Source organism: Propionicimonas sp. (assembly GCF_049840635.1).
Classification (GTDB): domain Bacteria; phylum Actinomycetota; class Actinomycetes; order Propionibacteriales; family Propionibacteriaceae; genus Propionicimonas.
The window spans coordinates 1,395,591-1,411,961 of record NZ_JASGKL010000005.1; the positions used below are offsets into that span (position 1 = coordinate 1,395,591).

The 16,371-nt window shown below is 71.4% G+C and carries 10 protein-coding genes; 5 read left to right on the top strand and 5 right to left on the bottom strand.

Going from position 1 to position 16,371, the window contains the following annotated elements; translation table 11 throughout:
* The first annotated feature begins 5 nt into the window (after positions 1-5).
* Positions 6-1,442 carry a threonine synthase gene (thrC, locus tag QM779_RS12230; protein ID WP_428535572.1) on the top strand — a complete coding sequence of 479 codons (1,437 nt, stop codon included), beginning with the start codon at positions 6-8 and terminating at the stop codon, positions 1,440-1,442.
* On the opposite strand, the gene QM779_RS12235 is transcribed toward thrC, so the two are convergent.
* Together QM779_RS12235 and QM779_RS12240 are read right to left on the bottom strand one after the other, a co-directional pair.
* Positions 1,439-2,461: a LacI family DNA-binding transcriptional regulator gene (locus QM779_RS12235; protein ID WP_428535574.1), complete on the bottom strand. Its 1,023-nt coding sequence runs from the start codon at positions 2,459-2,461 to the stop codon at positions 1,439-1,441. The two genes, thrC and QM779_RS12235, sit on opposite strands and share 4 nt — an antisense overlap.
* Before the next feature lie 25 nt (positions 2,462-2,486).
* Positions 2,487-5,243 carry a glycoside hydrolase family 3 C-terminal domain-containing protein gene (locus QM779_RS12240; protein ID WP_428535576.1) on the bottom strand — a complete coding sequence of 919 codons (2,757 nt, stop codon included), beginning with the start codon at positions 5,241-5,243 and terminating at the stop codon, positions 2,487-2,489.
* Positions 5,244-5,517: 274 nt separating this feature from the next.
* Between QM779_RS12240 and QM779_RS12245 the strand changes: the two genes are divergently transcribed.
* From QM779_RS12245 to QM779_RS12255, 3 genes are read left to right on the top strand one after another with little or no spacing between them, the layout of a single operon-like run.
* A complete protein-coding gene (locus QM779_RS12245; RefSeq protein WP_428535578.1) occupies positions 5,518-6,486 on the top strand; it encodes an ABC transporter permease in 969 nt (322 codons plus the stop codon).
* Between the two features lie 8 nt (positions 6,487-6,494).
* The gene (locus QM779_RS12250; RefSeq protein WP_428535580.1) at positions 6,495-7,439 is read left to right on the top strand and encodes a carbohydrate ABC transporter permease; all 945 of its coding nucleotides are present in this window, start codon (positions 6,495-6,497) and stop codon (positions 7,437-7,439) included.
* A gap of 46 nt (positions 7,440-7,485) precedes the next feature.
* Positions 7,486-9,273, top strand: coding sequence for a hypothetical protein (locus QM779_RS12255; RefSeq protein WP_428535582.1), 1,788 nt, complete (start codon positions 7,486-7,488; stop codon positions 9,271-9,273).
* Between the two features lie 789 nt (positions 9,274-10,062).
* Here the strand turns inward: QM779_RS12255 and QM779_RS12260 are convergent.
* The 3 genes from QM779_RS12260 to QM779_RS12270 are packed head-to-tail and all read right to left on the bottom strand — an operon-like array spanning position 10,063 to position 14,199.
* On the bottom strand, positions 10,063-10,683 hold the full coding sequence (locus tag QM779_RS12260) for a DUF624 domain-containing protein (protein ID WP_428535584.1): 621 nt from the start codon (positions 10,681-10,683) through the stop codon (positions 10,063-10,065).
* A gap of 52 nt (positions 10,684-10,735) precedes the next feature.
* On the bottom strand, positions 10,736-11,713 hold the full coding sequence (locus tag QM779_RS12265; protein WP_428535586.1) for a LacI family DNA-binding transcriptional regulator: 978 nt from the start codon (positions 11,711-11,713) through the stop codon (positions 10,736-10,738).
* Positions 11,713-14,199, bottom strand: coding sequence for a glycosyl hydrolase family 95 catalytic domain-containing protein (locus QM779_RS12270; RefSeq protein WP_428535588.1), 2,487 nt, complete (start codon positions 14,197-14,199; stop codon positions 11,713-11,715). The genes QM779_RS12265 and QM779_RS12270 overlap by 1 nt, the downstream gene beginning before the upstream one ends.
* 108 nt (positions 14,200-14,307) lie before the next feature.
* Between QM779_RS12270 and QM779_RS12275 the strand changes: the two genes are divergently transcribed.
* Positions 14,308-16,368, top strand: a complete 2,061-nt coding sequence (locus tag QM779_RS12275) for a beta-galactosidase (RefSeq protein ID WP_428535590.1) — start codon at positions 14,308-14,310, stop codon at positions 16,366-16,368.
* Positions 16,369-16,371 lie beyond the last annotated feature (3 nt).

Consider the following 16,371-nt stretch of genomic DNA (forward strand, 5'->3'; position numbering starts at 1 on the left):
CTCGGGTGCGTTACGTGTCCACCCGAGGCCTGCCCGACGATCCCCGTCCGGGCTTCAGCGACATCCTGCTCGAGGGGCTGGCCCCCGACGGCGGACTGTACCTGCCCGAGTCCTACCCGCAGGTGGACGCGGCCACCCTCGCCCGGTGGCGCACGCTGCTCGCCGAGGAGGGGTACGCGGCCCTCGCGCACGCCGTGCTGACGCCGTTCGTCGGCGACATCCCGTCCGACGACCTGGCCGGGATCTGCGCGCGGGCCTACAACGACACCGTGTTCGCGACGCCGGCGATCGTGCCGGTGAGCGAGCTGGACGGGGGCCTGTGGCTCGCGCACCTGTCGGACGGCCCGACCGCGGCCTTCAAGGACATGGCCATGCAGCTGCTCGGCCAGCTGTTCGAGTACGAGCTGGAGCGGCGCGGCCAGGAGCTGAACATCCTCGGCGCGACGAGCGGCGACACCGGCTCCGCCGCCGAGTACGCGATGCGCGGGTTGCCGCGGGTCCGGGTGTTCATGCTCACCCCCGCCGGCCGGATGAGCCCGTTCCAGCAGGCGCAGATGTTCGGCATCGACGACCCCGCGATCGTCAACGTCGCCGTGGCCGGCGTGTTCGACGACTGCCAGGACCTGGTCAAGCTGGTCGCGTCCGACCTGGCGTTCAAGCAGCGGTACAGCCTGGGCGCCGTCAACTCGATCAACTGGGCGCGGCTGGTCGCGCAGGTCGTGTACTACGTCGCGGCCTGGCTGCGGGTGACCTCCGCGGACGACGAGGTGGTGGACGTCTGCGTCCCCACGGGCAACTTCGGCAACATCATGGCGGGCCACGTCGCCCGGATGATGGGGGTGCCGATCGGGCGGCTGGTGCTGGCCACCAACGAGAACAACGTCCTCGACGAGTTCTTCCGCACCGGCGTGTACCGGGTGCGGTCGGCAGCGGAGACGCACGCCACGTCCTCGCCGAGCATGGACATCTCGAAGGCGTCCAACTTCGAGCGGTTCGTCTTCGACCTGCTCGGACGCGACGGCGACCGCGTCCGCGACCTGTTCGCCGTCCGGCTGCCGCGCGACGGGTTCTTCGACCTGTCCGGCACCCCGGAGTTCGCGGGCCTGCAGGAGCGGTTCGGGTTCGTCTCCGCGTCCTCGACCCACGCCGACCGGCTGGCGACCATCGCCGCGGTCGACGCCGCCGACGGGGTGCTGCTCGACCCGCACACCGCCGACGGCGTGTACGTGGCGCGCAGCTTCGTCCGTCCCGGCACCCCGATGGTGGTAACCGAGACCGCGCTTCCGGTGAAGTTCTCCGCCACGATCCTGGAGGCGGTCGGACGCGAGCCCGAGCGCCCCGAACGGTTCGCCGGCATCGAGGACCTGCCCCGCCATGTGATCGACCTGCCCAACGACGTGGAGGCCCTGAAGGCGCTGATCGCCGAGCGGGTGGGCCGCTAGCCGAGCACCGGGGCGGGCGCCACGCTCCCCCCGGGCACGAGGACGCACCGGACCAGCCGGTTCGGCGCCGGGTCGGCGTCCGGGTCGAGCTGGCAGACCAGTCGGTCCACGGCGAGCGCCCCCACCTGCTCCCCCATCGCGTGCAGCGTGGTCAGCGGCGGCTCGCTGAGGGCGCCCACCCCCGGCGAGGTGACCACCCCGAGGACCGACATCCGCTCGGGCACCGCCACACCGCCGCTCCGCAGCCCGGCGAGGAGGCCGAAGGTCGCCAGCTCGTTCATCGTAATCACCGCGGTCACCGCCGGTTCGGCGGACAGCAGCGCCGCCGCCGCACGGCGGCCGGCCTCCGGGGAGTCCTCGCACGGGAGGAGGAGCGGACGCAGGCCCCGCGCGGCCAGCTGCGCCGTGTAGGCCGCCGCCGCCCGCGCGCTCGGTCCGTAGCCGGCGGCAAGGCTCGCGGAGGAGTGGCCGAGGAAGGCGATCTCCGTGTGGCCGAGGCCAGCGAGCAGGTCGACGGCGTCAACCAGCGCTGCGGCGATATCGATGTCGATGCTGGGACGATCCTCGGCGTCCGTGGTGCGGCCGACCATCACGTAGGGCACGCCGGCGGCCTCCAGCGCCTGGACGCGCGCGTCGCCCGCCTCCACCTCCATCACGACCACGCCGTCGGCCATGCCGCGTCCGAGCAGTTCGAGCACCTCCCTGCGGTCGCTCGAGCGGAAGGGCCACACGACCAGCTGGTAGCCGAGGTCCCGCGCACGGCCGGCGATCCCCTGGACGAACTCGCCCCCGGTGCCGCCGACCCCACGGTCGACCATCGGGTAGAGCAGGGCGAGGACGCCGCGGCGCCGGCTGGCCAGCGACTGCGCGGACGTGCTGGGGCGGTAGCCGAGCTCGCGCATCGCCGCCCGCACCCGCGCCCGGGTCTCCGGCCGCACCGGCCGGCTGCCGGACAGGGCGTAGGACACGGTCGAGACCGACACCCCCGCGTAGCGGGCGACGTCGGTGATGGTCACCATCGCCGTTCCCTCCCCTCCCCGGGGGTCACGGCAGCCCGGCCAGTTCGGCCACGCGGACGGGACCGCGCAACTGCACCCGGACGTCCCCGCCGTCGGCCCACGCCGCAGGGACGACCAGGGCGACCTCCGCGAACTCGTGCCGGCCGAGCCGCGCAGGGACCTCGGCGACCACCTCGTCCGACCAGGCCGTCGCGCCGCCGGCCCGCAGCTGGACCCCGACTGCCGCCGGCCCCTCGGCCGTACGGGCGACCCGCGCCACCAGCTCGGCGGGCAGCGCGGTCACGTCGCGGAACTCCAACGCGCCGGTGCCGCCGGGCGCCGTCGCGACCGTGCCGGCCTCGAGGGTCTCCTCCTCCAGCCGGGTGCCCACGCACTCGTCGAAGGCCTCGGCGCGCAGTGGCAGCGTCCGGCCGGGGTGCGGCTGTCCGTCGAACTCCACGGACGCGACCAGCGCGGCGGTGTCGGCGTCCGGGCCGGCCGTGAGGCGGTACGTCCCCGGCTCGAGCAGGAACCGGTCCGAGGCCACGTCCCAGACCTGGAACCGGTCGAGCGGCACCCGGATCGTCACCGTGCGACTCTCCCCCGGCGCCAGCCGGACGCGCGCGTAGCCACCCAGCCGGCGCGGCACCCGCAGCCGGTGGTCGGGAGCGCTGGTGTAGACCTGCACGACCTCGGTCGCTTCGCGGGCGCCGGTGTTCTCCACCGTCACCGACGCCTCGACACCGTCCGGCCCGACGGCGACCGAGAGCGCGCGGTAGGCCACGGACGAGTAGGTGAGCCCGTGCCCGAACGCGTACAGCGGGGTCGCCGCGTTGTACCAGTAGGTCATCGACGAGCCGAGGATGTCGTAGTCGAACAGGTCGCCGGCGTCCGCCTCGTCGGCCCACCAGGTCTGCGCGAGCCGCCCGCTGGGCTCCACCGCTCCGGTGAGCACGTCGAGGATCCCGTGACCCTGTTCCTGCCCGGCGTGGCCCGTCCAGACGATCGCCGCCGCCTCGCGGGCGGACGCGTCCAGCACGTAGGGGTAGCTGGACACCAGCACGAGGACGCTGCGCGGGTTGGCCGCACGCGCGGCGCGCCACAGCGCGGCCATGCGTTCGGGGAGCGCGAGGTCGGGACGGTCGGCGGCCTCCCTGCCGAGCAGGTGCGGGTCGTTCCCGAGCACGCACAGGACGGTCGGGCACGCGGCGGCCGCAGCGGCCGCCTCCGCGATCCCGTCCCGGAGCAGGTCCCACGTGAACCGGGTCGCCTCCCCGATCGTGAGCGCCCCGGCGACCACGCGTCCCCCGTAGACCTCGACGCGCAGCCAGCGGCCCGAGCCGAGGTGCTGCACCGCCACCGTCCCGTCGTCGAAGCGGTCGAACCGGAACGACTCCTGCACCTCCCAGCCCTGCGGTGCGGGGGCGGTGGCGCACACGCCGCGCTCGCCGGGCGCCGTCCACAGCAGGCCGGTGTCCGCGGACGCCAGCGTGCACGTGCCGTGGCCCCAGTCGGTGACGTCCCACGCCGTCGGGGTGGTCCCGGACGCGAGCACCGCGCCGTCCGGGGCGGTGACGAGGTAGGCGCCGTCGGGGGCGCGCAGGGTGATGCGGTCCGAGCCGTCGACGACGACCGCGTCCCCGGCGAGCTCCCGCGCGGCGTCGGCGACCGTCACCCGGTAGGGCGGCGTCCCGGAGTACCAGTCCGGGAGCACGCGCGTGGCCAGGGGGCCGATCACGGCGACGCGGTCGAGGTCGGCCAGCGGCAGCACGCCGTCGTTGGCCAGGACGACGACGCCGCGGCCGGCGGCCTCCCTGGCCAGTGCACGGTGCTCCGGGGTGTCGAGGACGCCGGGGGCCTCCGGATCGTCGGCGAGCTCCCCGGTCCGGGCCCGGACCAGCAGCACCCTGCGTGCGGCGCGATCGATGTCGGCCGCGTCGATCAGGCCCGCCTCGAGCGCCGCGTGGAGGGCCTCCAGCGTTGGGACGGGGTTCGCGTCGTCCACCGTGAACGAGTCCAGCCCGGCCCGCAGCGCGGCGGCGTAGGCGCTCGTGCGGTCCGGGTAGTACCGCTCGCACTGCCAGAGGTTGGCCGGGGCGTACGCGTCGGACACGGCGAGCAGTTCGACGCCGGCCAGCGCGCGCAGCTCGGCGAGCAGGTCCGCACACAGGTGGGCGGGCCGGCCGTTGATCAGGTTGTAGGACAGCATCACCGCGCCGACGGCGGCCGCACGGGCCGGGCCGGCGAAGGCGGGGAGCTCGTACTCGTGGAACACCCGCGGAGGCAGCTGGGACGAGGACACCGCCCGGTCGGTCTCGTTGCTGTAGCCGGCGAAGTGCTTCAGGGTCGGCACCACCCGCCAGTTCTGCCCGTCCGGCCCCCGCATGCCGCGCGCGTAGCCGGTGGCCAGGTCGGCGGTCAGGTGCGGATCCTCGGAGTAGCCCTCCTCGTTGCGTCCCCAGCGGGGGTGTCGCAGCGGGTTCACCACCGGCGCCCACACGTTGCGGCTGACGCCCACCCCGTTCGCCCGCATCGCGAGCAGCTCGGTGCCGACCACGGCTCCGACGCGTTCGGTGAGTTCCGGGTCCCACGTGCAGGCGAGCGCCACCGGCTGCGGGAAGTGGGTCGCGGTGCCGACCCAGGCGACACCGTGCAGCGCCTCCGCCCCGGTGTGGAAGGCAGTCAGGCCGAGCCGTGGGACGGGCGGCGTGTGCTGGTGCAGCAGGGCGATCCGCTCGCCGGGGTCCAGTGCGCCGAGCACGCGGTCCACCTGCCCGGAGAAGGCATCCTCGTCGATGGCCATTCACGTCCGCCTTTCGAAGCGATTCGACTTGCTCGGGCCCTCGTCGGCCCCCGTCGGGTCCAGCCTACGGCCTCTCGGCGCGGGCAGGAGTAGGCACGGCAGATCACATTCCTGCAACAGCACTGCCAATCCGGCCCGAGTTTTGCTAGCGTTCTTAGCGAAGCGTTTCGACTATGGTGTCGATCCGTTGGACGCAGCACGAGGGAGTGGCAGTGGACCGAGCAACTCGAAGGACCGGTGGCCGTGGGCGCACCGTCCCCGGAGGGACGCCACGGTGACCGCCACCCCGCCGCAGGCCGTGGCGACCATCGCTGAGGTCGAGTCGCCCGCCCCCCGACGCGGTCGGGGCAAGAAGTCCGTGTGGATGTTCGTCGCGATCGTCCCGTTCCTGGTCCTGGTCCTCCTGTTCAACTACCTGCCGCTGGCCGGCTGGGTGTACGCCCTCTTCGACTACCGCCCGGCGCGCGGCCTGGCCGGCAGCAAGTTCGTCGGCCTGATGTGGTTCCAGCTGCTGGTCGGCTCGGAGACGCAGGTCCGGCAGATCATCCAGGTGATGGCGAACACGCTCGGGATGAGCCTGCTGGGCATCGCGTCGTCGATCCTGCCGCTCGGCTTCGCCGTCTTCCTCAACGAGATCAAGGCGCCCTGGTTCAAGAACGCCGTCCAGACCCTCACCACGCTGCCGAACTTCATCTCGTGGGTGCTGGTCTACATGATCGCGTTCTCGATGTTCTCCTCGACCGGCCTGGTCAACTCGATCCTGATCGACTCGGGCCTGGTCACCGCGCCGATCAAGTTCCTCGACACCGACCAGAACGTCTGGCTCACGATGCTGGCCTGGGGCGTCTGGAAGACCCTCGGGTGGGGCGCGATCCTCTACCTCGCGTCCATCTCGGGCATCGACCCCTCGCTGTACGAGTCGGCGAAGGTGGACGGGGCGGGCCGCTTCCAGACCATGTGGCACATCACGGTGCCGGAACTCATGCCCACCTACCTGGTGCTGCTGCTGCTGTCGGTGGCGAACATCCTGAACAACGGCATGGAGCAGTACTACGTGTTCCAGAACGCGTTCAACAAGACGTACATCCAGGTGCTGGACCTGTATGTCTACAACGTCGGCATGACGGGCAACAGCCTCTCGCTGGCGACCGCGATCAGCATGCTCAAGAGCGTCGTCTGGGTCATCCTCCTGCTCACCGTCAACGCGATCGCCAAGCGCGTCCGCGGGACCTCGATCATCTAGGGGACGCGATGGCCACCACTGCAGCAGCCGTCCGGGCACCGGAGCGTCGTCGCCGGCCCCGGTACACCGTCGGCGGGGTCGTGTTCACGATCGTGACCGGGCTGGTCTTCCTCGCGTTCGCCGTGATCTGCGCCTACCCGTTCTACTTCCTGCTGATCAACTCGGTCAGCGCCAACGACCTGTCCGCCCAGGGCGACGTCCGCTGGTGGCCGATCGGGTTCCACCTGCAGAACTACCTCGAGGTGTTCAAGCTGCCCGGGCTGCCCGCGGCCGCGATGGTGTCGGTGGCGCGGACGGTGCTCGGGACGGTGGCGACGGTGTTCGCGTCCGCCTTCCTCGGGTTCATGTTCACCCAGCAGCGGATGTGGAAGCGCCAGCTCTGGTACCGGCTGATCGTCATCACGATGTACTTCAACGCCGGCATCATCCCGATCTTCCTGATCATGAAGACGCTCGGCCTGACCAACAACTTCTGGGTCTACATCCTCCCGTTCGTCGTCGCGCCCTTCAACATCATCCTGGTCAAGACCTACGTCGAGTCGCTGCCCGCGTCCCTGCAGGAGGCGGCCGAGGTGGACGGGGCGAACGTCTTCCAGATCTTCTTCCGGATCATGCTGCCGAGCATGACCCCGATCCTGGCGACGGTGGCGATCTTCTCCGCCGTGACCCAGTGGAACAGCTTCCAGGACACCCTGATCTACGTCACCGACCAGAGCCTCTACACCCTGCAGTTCGTGCTCTACATGTACATCAGCCAGGCCGCGAGCCTCGCGCTGGCCGCGCAACAGGCGGGCGGCAACATCGGCTCGGTGGCGTCGGCGGCCACGTCCCAGACCGCCACGTCCATCCAGGTGACCGTCGCCGTGCTCGCGGTGGCGCCGATCCTGTTCATCTACCCCCTCTTCCAGCGCTTCTTCGTGAAGGGCATCATGCTCGGCGCCGTCAAGGGCTGAGCCGGAACGACAACGCAGTCACCCACCAATGAAAGGAACCCGACCCATGGTCCCCACCGCCTCGCCGTTCACCCGACGGCGCTTCCTCGGCCTGGCCGCCGGCGCCACAGCGGCTGCGGCCGTGGCCCCCCTGCTCAGCGCCTGCACCTCGGGCGGGGGCGCCGCCTCACCGAGCGCGTCGGCGGTCTCCGCCTTCCCGACCTCCTGGTCGGACGAGATCACGATCGACGTCTTCGACGGCCTGGCCAACAAGATGGGCGTCCAGCCGGGCTGGTTCGCGAAGATCGTCCACGACCGGTTCAACATGAAGCTGAACATCATCGCCCCGAACGTGGCCGGCGGCGGTGACACCCTGTACAACACCCGCGTCGCGGCGGGGAACCTCGGCGACCTGATCATCACCGACAAGGGCCAGAAGTTCGACGAGCTGACCGACGGCGGGCTGCTGCTCGACTCGACGCCGTACTTCGGCAGCATGACCAACGTCTCCCGCTTCGACCGGGCCACGACCAAGCTGAACGACGGCAAGGACGGCACCTACGGCTTCCCGCTGCAGGTCTCCGGCCTGAAGCCGACCGACCCGTCCGAGGGCATCGACCCGACCTTCGGCCCGATGCTGCGCTGGGACCTGTACGCCAAGGTCGGCTACCCCGCGATCGGCACCTTGGAGGACCTGCTGCCGGTGCTGCAGCAGATGCAGCAGGCGCAGCCCACCGCGGCCAACGGCAAGAAGGTCTACGCCCTGTCGCTGTTCAAGGACTGGGACGGCAACATGATGACGGCGGGCAAGCAGCCGGCCTGCTTCTACGGCTACGACGAGATGGGCTTCGTGCTGGCGAAGGCGGACGGCTCGGACTACCAGAGCATCGTCGACCCGAACTCGGCCTACGTGCGCAGCCTGAAGTTCTTCAACAAGGCCAACCAGATGGGCATGCTGGATCCCGACTCGACCACGCAGAACTACGACACGGTGTTCTCGAAGATCCAGAAGGGCCAGGTGCTGTTCTCGTTCTGGCCGTGGCAGGGCCAGGCGGCGTTCAACACCACCGACAACATGGCCGACGGCAAGGGCTTCATGATCGCGCCGCTGGCCGACATGCTGGTCTTCTCCTACGGCGCGGCCGTCTATGGCGGGACGCAGATCCTGACCATCGGCTCGAAGGCCAAGGACCCCGAGCGGATCGCAGCGTTCGCCAACTGGATCTACTCCTCCGAGGGCACGTACACCAACAACAGCCAGACCCAGGGTGCCGCGGGCCCCCGGACGCTGACGTGGGACCTCAACGCGGACAAGAAGCCGGAGCTCAACGACTTCGGCATGAAGGCGCTGGCCGGCGCAGGCGCCGACGTCCCCACCGAGTGGGGTGGCGGCACCTACACCGACGGTGCGTCCTGGCTGAACTTCACCGCCGTGCTGCCGATCGACACCGATCCGGACACCGGCTACCCGTTCAGCTACAAGATGTGGGAGACCTTCCAGGCCACGCAGGAGAACCCGCTGACCAAGGACTGGAGCTCGCACATGGGCAACGCCAAGACCACGATGGGCTACCTGAAGGACAACAACAAGCTGCTCGTCGCCCCCGGCGCCGGCTTCACCACCCCGACCGACGACTCCGAGATCCAGACGCTGCGCAACCAGATCAAGGCCTCGATCGTGGAGTACTCGTGGAAGGCGAGCTTCGCGAAGGACGACTCGTCCTTCAACTCGCTCATCGACGAGCTCGGCAAGACCGTGGACGGCCTCGGCTACGCCAAGGTCCTCGAGGTGGACATGGCCAACGCCAAGTCCCAGAACGACGCCCGCCTCGCTGTCGTGAAGGACTTCGGCTGACCACCCGCTGACCGCGACAGGGGCCCGGGATCTTCCCGGGCCCCTGCTGCGTCCGCAGCTTCTGCGCTCCCTGTCATGCCGGGCTTGACCCGGCATCTCCGGGACGAGGCTGACCCCACAGCCGCCGAGATCCCGGCTTTCGCCGGGATGACAACGGCGGCCCCTGACCGGGCCGGCGGCCCTTCGTGACGCGCCCGCTCGTCCCTCACGGACCCTCCTCAGGGACCGTGAAACACCCACCCCACCCCCACCGAGAGCCACCCTTCCGGCTCGAGAGCCACCGCTCCCGTCGAAAGCCCCCGCCCAGACAAGAGCCCTCGACGCGAACAGAGGCCCTCAACGCCGAACGGAGGCCCTCGACCGGAGCGACAACCGGCGGCCCCTGACCAGGCCGGCGGCCCTTCGTGACGCGCCCGCTCGTCCCTCACGGACCCTCCTCAGGGACCGTGAAACACCCACCCCACCCCCACCGAGAGCCACCCTTCCGGCTCGAGAGCCACCGCTCCCGTCGAAAGCCCCCGCCCAGACAAGAGCCCTCGACGCGAACAGAGGCCCTCAACGCCGAACGGAGGCCCTCGACCGGAGCGACAACCGGCGGCCCCTGACCAGGCCGGCGGCCCTTCGTGACGCGCCCGCTCGTCCCTCACGGACCCTCCTCAGGAACCGTGAAACACCCAACCCGCCCCCTGTCATCCCGGGCTTGACCCGGGATCTCCGCGTCCTTGCCGAGGGTCCGTCCGGAGATCCCGGCGTCCGTCCGTGTAGCGACCCAGCGGCTCCGGCGAGAGCTCAGTCGGTGGCGCCGGCTTCGGAGAAGCGGCGGAAGACCGGACGGAAGAGGAACGCGGTGCCGTACGCGCCGACGGAGAAGCCGAGCGTCGCGACGATGAAGGTGAAGGCGGGGACGACCACCATCAGCGCGAAGCAGGTCAGCGGCACCAGCACGATCCACAGCGTCCTCAGCGGGACCACGATCGGCAGCAGCATGGCGTTCTTCAGGGTCTGCCGGGTGGTGTTGTGGAAGGACGCGACCAGCGCCATCCCGTGGAGGATCGCCGCGAACAGGTAGGCCGCGGCGAGGCCGGCGAGCGCCGACGCCGCCCACGACACCGTGCTGTTCAGCGACGACCAGAACACCGCCGCGAACACCATCAGGGCGAGCGGGACGGCCAGCGCCAGGAACACCACGCTCGCCTGCACGAGGTTCCGCTTCAGCGCGACGAAGTAGTCCTTGAGCAGGTTGCCGCTCTCCTCGTCGGCGTAGCGGAACGTCACCTCGTACAGCGCGCTGGTGGCCACCCCGATCGTGACGACCGGGACACAGCACAGCAGGTAGATGACATTCAGGGCGATGAACGACAGCAGGGTCGTGATGCCCTGGAAGGTCCGGTTGTCCGGGTTCACCTGCATGGCACGATCCTCTCCTGCCGCGGCCGGACGCGACGGCCCGGCACCGGCCGCCTCAGTTCCGGACGGCCAGCCGCGGCGCGATCAGGCGGGTCTCCGGACTCACGTCCCCCGACAGTCGGTCCAGCAGCATGTCCACGGCGGTCTGCGCGATCAGGTGGGCCGGGATGTCGATGAAGTCCGTGAGCGAGCGGTACCCGGCGGCCAGGTCGGCGGGGCAGATCGCCAGCACCTCCACCGGCGTCGACGGGTCCCTGTCGGCCAGCGCGTCCAGGATGAACGGCAGCGCGGACTCGTTGTGCACGACCAGTCCGGTCAGCTGCGGCTCGGCATCGAACAGCCGGTCCACCACCCCTGCCGCCGCGGCGGGGTCGCCGTCGCCGGGGAGGATCAGGCTCGGTACGCCCGCGCTCGCGCACTGGTCGCGATAGCCCCGGTGCAGCCGGACGGCGTACGACGTGCCGCGCGCCAGCACCTGCTCCGACGGTCCGACGAGCGCGATCCGGCGGTGCCCCGCTCCGACGAGCCGGCGGACGGCGAGCCGCGCGGCCGCCTCGAAGTCGAAGTCGACGCAACTGAGGCCCTGCGGGTCGTCGGGGCCACCGATCAGCACCACCGGCTGGCGCACCTGCGCGGCGATCGGGATGCGGGCGTCCTTCGCCTCGATGTCCATCAGGATCAGCCCGTCCACCATCGACCCGGACGCCACCCGCGGGATCGCGTCCTGGTCGTCCTTGGTCAGCAGCAGCACGTCGTAGTCGAACTCGCGCGCCCGCTCGGCCACGCCGGCGACGAACTCCATGATCACGTTGACGTTCACGGCCGTGCGCAGCGGCGCCATCAGGCCCAGGATGTTCGACCGCGAGGACGCGAGCGCCCGCGCGGCCTCGTGCGGGCGGTAGTCGAGGTCGGTGATCGCCTTCTGCACCCGGGCCTTTGTCCGGGCCGAGATCGCCCGCTTGCCGCTGAGCGTGTAGGACACGGTGGACGTGGAGACTCCGGCGAGCCGGGCGACGTCCTCGATGGTCGCCATCAGCCCTCACTTCCGAATGCGTTGGTGGTGGTCAGGATAGTGGTTCGACCGGGCTCGACCCGGACGCTGGAACGTCCGCCCGGCCACCGCACGTCGACGCCCTCGGCGCCCGAGCGGCCGTCGTGGGTCAGCCGTGCTTCGACGGGCGTCCGCCCTTGCCAGCGCAGGTCGAGCGTCCAGCCGTCGGGGCCGTGCAGTCCGGTGACCGACCCGTCCGGCCAGTCGGAGGGGACGGCGGGCAGCAGAGTGAGGCGGCCCGGCTCCCACTGCGCGAGGAGCTCGACCAGCCCTGCGACCAGGCCGAAGCTGCCGTCGATCTGGAACGGCGGGTGCGTGCTGAACAGGTTCGGGCACAGGCCGCCGCTGTGTGGGCCGTCGTCGGCGGGCGGACGCACCGCGCGGCGCAGCGACTCGGCGGCTCGGTCGGCGTCCCCGAGGCGGGCGGACAGGCACAGGTGCCACGCCAGCGACCAGCCCGTCGAGCCGGGTCCGCGCCGGTCCAGCGAACGCTTCGCCGCCGCCCACAGTTCGGGGGTGCTCTCCGGCGTCCAGCTGCCCAGCGGGTGGATGCCGACCAGGTGCGAGGTGTGCCGGTGGTGGGGCTCGAACTCGGCGAACGTGCCCGCGAACTCGCCGACCTCTCCGTCCGGGCCGATGTGCGGGTCGGGCAGGGCGGCGACCAGGTCGGTGAACGCGGGCAGCCAGTCGGCGTCGGGATGGCGTGAAACAGAACCGTCCCCGTTCCGCGCCAGGTCGTGCAGCAGGGCGGCGGTACGCGCGAGGTCGCGGAGCAGCGCGACGTCCATCGTTGTGGACGTGGCGACGGCGGCCACCAGGCCGTCAGGGGTGACGTAGTGGTTCTCCGGCGAGGTGGCCGGTGACGTGCGCGGTGAGCCGTCGGCGTCCCTGGTGATCCAGTCGGACGCGAACCGGCAGGCGCCCTCGACGACCGGGAGGAAGCGCCGGGCGAGGGCCGCGTCCCCGGTGTGGCGGACGTGGTCGGCGACGTGCCGGCACAACCAGACCCCGCCCATCGGCCACGCCGACCAGCAGGCGTCCCCGATGCCGGCGCCGACCGCGGCCGCCTGTCCCCAGGGGTCGGTGTTGTGGTGCGCGACCCAGCCGGACGCGCCGTAGACCGCTGCGGCGGCGCGTCCGGTGTCGGCCAGCAGTTCGATCAGGTCCAGCAGCGGCTCCGCACACTCGGCCAGCCCGGTCGGCAGGGCCGCCCAGTAGTTCATCTGGGTGTTGATGTTGATCGTGTAGTTGCTGCTCCACGGCGGCACCGGCTCGATGTTCCAGAGGCCCTGCAGGTGGGCGGGGAAGCCGCCCGGGCGCGAGGACGCGATCAGCAGGTAGCGGCCGTAGCCGTACAGCAGCGGCAGCATCCCGAGGTCGCCGCCGCGCTCTGCGCTGAGGGCGAGCCGCTCGTCGGTGGGCAGCGCCGGCGCGGCCGCCTCGAAGTGGAGTCGCGAGCGGTTCCAGAGCGCCCGGTGGTCGTCGACGTGCCGCTCGTGCAGGGCGCCAACGCCGTGTTCGCAGGCCAGCCCGACCCGCCCGGCCAGCAGCGCACGCAGCGCGTCCCGGTCGGGCGCCGCGTCGGCGTGGGGCAGGCCGCCGGCCAGGGTCGTCCCGGTGGCGACGACGACGAACAGTGCGGTCGCGTCCGCGATGAGCACGCGGCTGTGGTCGTCGGGGTCGAGGGCCAGTTCCGCGTCCGGGGAGGCGACGACGGCGAGCGCCAGCCCGCCGTGCCGGGAGGCCGGCGAGTAGCGGACGTTGCCGGTGCGCACCTCGTGGTCGGGGCTGACGTCGCTCGGCAGCAGCTGTTCGAGGTAGCCGCGGGCCACTCCGCCCTCGATCGACCAGGCAAGTCCGTCGGCTGCGCGCAGGCGGGGCTCCGCGCAGACGGCGAACCGGGTGGGGCGGGGTGATCCGTCGCTGGACCGCACGTCGACGGTGTGGACGAGGACGCGGTCGGGGTGGCTGGCGAACGTGCGGTGGTGGACCTCCGACCCGGCCACGACGTAGCGGTGGCCGGCGGTCGCCTCGCGCAGGTCCAGCCAGCGCTGCGGGCCTCCGTCCTGCGGCGCGGACGCGTCGGCGTCGAGCGCGGCGATCGCCAGGTCGGCGAACGGGAGGAACGCCTGTGAGTGGCCGGCCTGGAACGCCCGCAGGTGCTCCTCCGCCGCGACGGGGTCGCCGGCGTCGACCAGACCACGGGCGCGGGCCAGCAGCGCCGCCCCCGCTGCTGCGTCGAGGTCGGGCACCGCGGCCGAGCCGGGACCGCCCGACCACGCGGATCCCTCGTTCAGCCGGAGGAGGTCGCCGCCGAGGCGTCCGTAGGTCATGGCCCCGATGAGGCCGTTCCCGATGGGAAGCGCTTCGATGAACTCTTCGGCGGGCTGCCGATACCACAGGAGTGACTCGCCATCACCGACGGGGACGGCGCGGAGCGACGGAGCAAGCGCGGATTCGTCCACCACGACGGCCTCCCCTCGCTGACCAAAATGTCCTCGTGGAAGGGACTGTATCAAGTCACGGAATCAGATAGTGTTGAAGCGCTTCGATTGGCTGTACGAGGAGGTGGGCCCATGGTCGCGCTGCTGCCGCAGACCTCGCGCGCCGGCGACCCCTGCCTCCTGTTCGGCGGCGACTACAACCCCGAGCAGTGGGACGAGGCCATCTGGGCCGAAGACGTCGAGGCGATGGTCGCGGCGGGCGTGAACCTGGTCACCGTCGGGGTGTTCAGCTGGAGCGCCCTCGAGCCGTCCGCCGGACGCCGCGAGTTCGGCTGGCTGGACCGGATCATCGACCTGCTCTGGTCGAAGGGCATCGCGGTCGACCTGGCCACGCCCACGGCGAGCCCGCCGCGCTGGCTGTCCCTCGCCCACCCGGAGACGCTGCCGCTGACCGCGGCCGGCGTCCGGCTCTCGCCCGGGTCTCGCAACCACTTCTGCCCTTCATCGACGGCCTACCGGGCCGCGGCCGCGTCCCTCGTCACCGACCTGGTCGCCCACTACGCCGAGCACCCCGCCGTGCAGCTGTGGCACGTCGGCAACGAGTTCGGCCAGGTCTGCTACTGCGACTCCTGCGCGGACGCGTTTCGCGCCTGGGTGAAGCAGCGTTACGGCACGCTGGAGGCGCTCAACGAGGCCTGGGGAACGGCCGTGTGGAGCCAGCAGTTCAGCGACTGGGCGGAGGTGCTGCCGCCGCGCGAGGCCGTCTACGTGGTCAACCCGGCCCACGTGCTCGACTGGCGCCGCTACTGCTCGGACGCCCTGCTCGCGCTGTTCGACGAGCAGGCCGCGCTCATCCGCGCCGGGGACTTGCTGCGGCGTCCGGTCACCACGAACTTCATGGGGTTCTACCGGGACGTGGACGCGTTCGCGTGGGCGTCGCACCTCGACGTCGTCTCCGACGACTCCTACCCCGACCCGGGCGACCCCGACTCGCCCGTGATCGCCGCGCTCACCCACGACCTGACCCGTTCGGTGGCCGGCGGACCGTGGCTGCTGATCGAGCAGGCCACCTCCGCGGTCAGCTGGCGTCCGCACAACCTGCCGAAGTCGGAGGGCCGGATGCGCGCGGACGCGTTCCGCGCGGTCGCCCACGGCAGCGACGGGGTGCTCAGTTTCCAGTGGCGGGCCTCGCGGGCGGGGGCGGAGCGGTTCCACTCCGCGCTGGTGCCGCACGCCGGCACCGACACCCGGCTGCACCGGTCGGTCGTCCGGCTGGGGGCGGACCTGGCGAGGCTGGCTGTCGCGGGTGAGCCCGTGCCGACGCGGGTCGGGATCCTGTTCGACTGGTCGAGCTGGTGGGCGGCCGAGGAGCGTGGGCTGCCGAGCGAGTTGCTTCGCGTCCTGCCGCAGTTGCGGGCGTGGTACCGCCCCTTGTGGCGTCGGGGCCTCGCGGTCGACATCGTCCACCCCGCCGCCGACCTGGCCGGCTACGACCTGCTGCTCGGACCGCAGCTGTTTCTGCTGGACGACGCCGCGACCGCCAACCTGCGGGCGTTCGTCTCGCGCGGGGGGACGCTCGCGCTCGGCTCTTTCTCCGCGGTCGTGGACGCGAACGCCACCGTCCGCACGGGACGCTTCCCTGTCGGCTTCACCGACCTGCTCGGCGCCGGCGGCGAGGAGTGGTGGCCGCTGCCGGAGGCCGGCACGTCCCTGGTCGGCGAGTTGAGCGGCCACGCGAGCGTGTGGGGCGAGTGGTTCCCGCTGGTGACGTCCCCGGACGACGAGATCCACCCCGCCACCGTCATCCCGGCGAAAGCCGGGGTCTCTCCGACGGACCACCTGGACGACGAGATCCCGGGTCAAGCCCGGGATGACGCGGGTCTGTCCGTCATCCCGGCGAAAGCCGGGATCTCTCCGACGGACCACCTGGACCACGAGATCCCGGGTCAAGCCCGGGATGACACAGACTCATCTGTCATCCCGGCGAAAGCCGGGATCTCCCCCACCGACCAACCGGACGACGAGATCCCGGGTCAAGCCCGGGATGACAGCGATCGGGCGGTCGCGTCCTCAGACCACGAGATCCCGGGTCAAGCCCGGGATGACACAGACTCATCTGTCATCCCGGCGAAAGCCGGGATCTCCCCCACCGACCAACCGGAAGACGAGAATCCCGGGTCAAGCCCGGGATGACAG

Coding starts and splice junctions, on each gene's coding strand:
- QM779_RS12235 (WP_428535574.1), bottom strand. CDS start 2,461: ATGGTGACCATCACCGACGTCGCCCGCTACGCGGGGGTGTCGGTCTCG.
- QM779_RS12250 (WP_428535580.1), top strand. CDS start 6,495: ATGGCCACCACTGCAGCAGCCGTCCGGGCACCGGAGCGTCGTCGCCGG.
- QM779_RS12265 (WP_428535586.1), bottom strand. CDS start 11,713: ATGGCGACCATCGAGGACGTCGCCCGGCTCGCCGGAGTCTCCACGTCC.
- QM779_RS12275 (WP_428535590.1), top strand. CDS start 14,308: ATGGTCGCGCTGCTGCCGCAGACCTCGCGCGCCGGCGACCCCTGCCTC.
- QM779_RS12255 (WP_428535582.1), top strand. CDS start 7,486: ATGGTCCCCACCGCCTCGCCGTTCACCCGACGGCGCTTCCTCGGCCTG.
- QM779_RS12240 (WP_428535576.1), bottom strand. CDS start 5,243: ATGGCCATCGACGAGGATGCCTTCTCCGGGCAGGTGGACCGCGTGCTC.
- QM779_RS12260 (WP_428535584.1), bottom strand. CDS start 10,683: ATGCAGGTGAACCCGGACAACCGGACCTTCCAGGGCATCACGACCCTG.